The sequence below is a fragment of the Isoptericola sp. NPDC056134 genome (genome assembly GCF_042264825.1).
Taxonomy (GTDB): Bacteria; Actinomycetota; Actinomycetes; order Actinomycetales; family Cellulomonadaceae; genus Isoptericola; species Isoptericola nanjingensis.
This window is the reverse complement of the sequence record NZ_JBHJVM010000105.1, coordinates 494-1,040: the sequence shown is the minus strand read 5'-3', so window position 1 is coordinate 1,040 and position 547 is coordinate 494. Positions and strand designations below refer to the sequence as shown.

Sequence of the window (547 nt, the reverse complement as noted above, 5' to 3'; positions counted from 1 at the left end):
CCCTCATGCTGCTGCAGATCCGCAACTGGTTCGGGCTGTGGTCCGTGCTCGTCACGGGCGCCGCGCTCGTCGGCGTGTCGTGGTGGGCGACGCCCGACGTGCAGAGCGCCGTCGCCTACGCCGTCACGTGGTTCCTGCTGCTCGGCGCGGTCCGGCCGGTGCTCGAGCTGCAGAGCGAGCGGTCGCGCGGACGGGCGGCGACGTCCGACGCCGACATCCTCGCGCGGCTCACCCGCGTCCCCGGGCTGTTCTGGGTGGGCGTGTTCCTCGTCGTCACGCTCGGCGCCGCCGTGCTCGGCGGGTCGTGGATCGTGGGCCCGGCGGCCTGAGGCTGCGCCGCCTCGCACGACGACGGGCCGCCCGCCGGAGCGGACGGCCCGTCGTGCGACCGAGGACGCGTCTGGAGGAGGACGCGTCGTCGAGATCGTCCGGCGCGGGCGCCGGAGGTGCGTGGTGGGTCAGCCCTGAGGAGTCAGGACGAACGCCGGGCCCTGCGCGTTCGGGTCCGTGTCGAGCGTGAGGTTCGAGAGCGTCGGGGCCGTGGCGG

At 75.1% G+C, this 547-nt stretch carries 1 protein-coding gene; it reads left to right on the top strand.

The features are described from left to right. Positions 1-329: M50 family metallopeptidase (locus ACFCZN_RS21585; RefSeq protein ID WP_430558133.1), on the top strand; the 329-nt coding region annotated here is incomplete at its 5' end. Between the last annotated feature and the right edge of the window lie 218 nt (positions 330-547).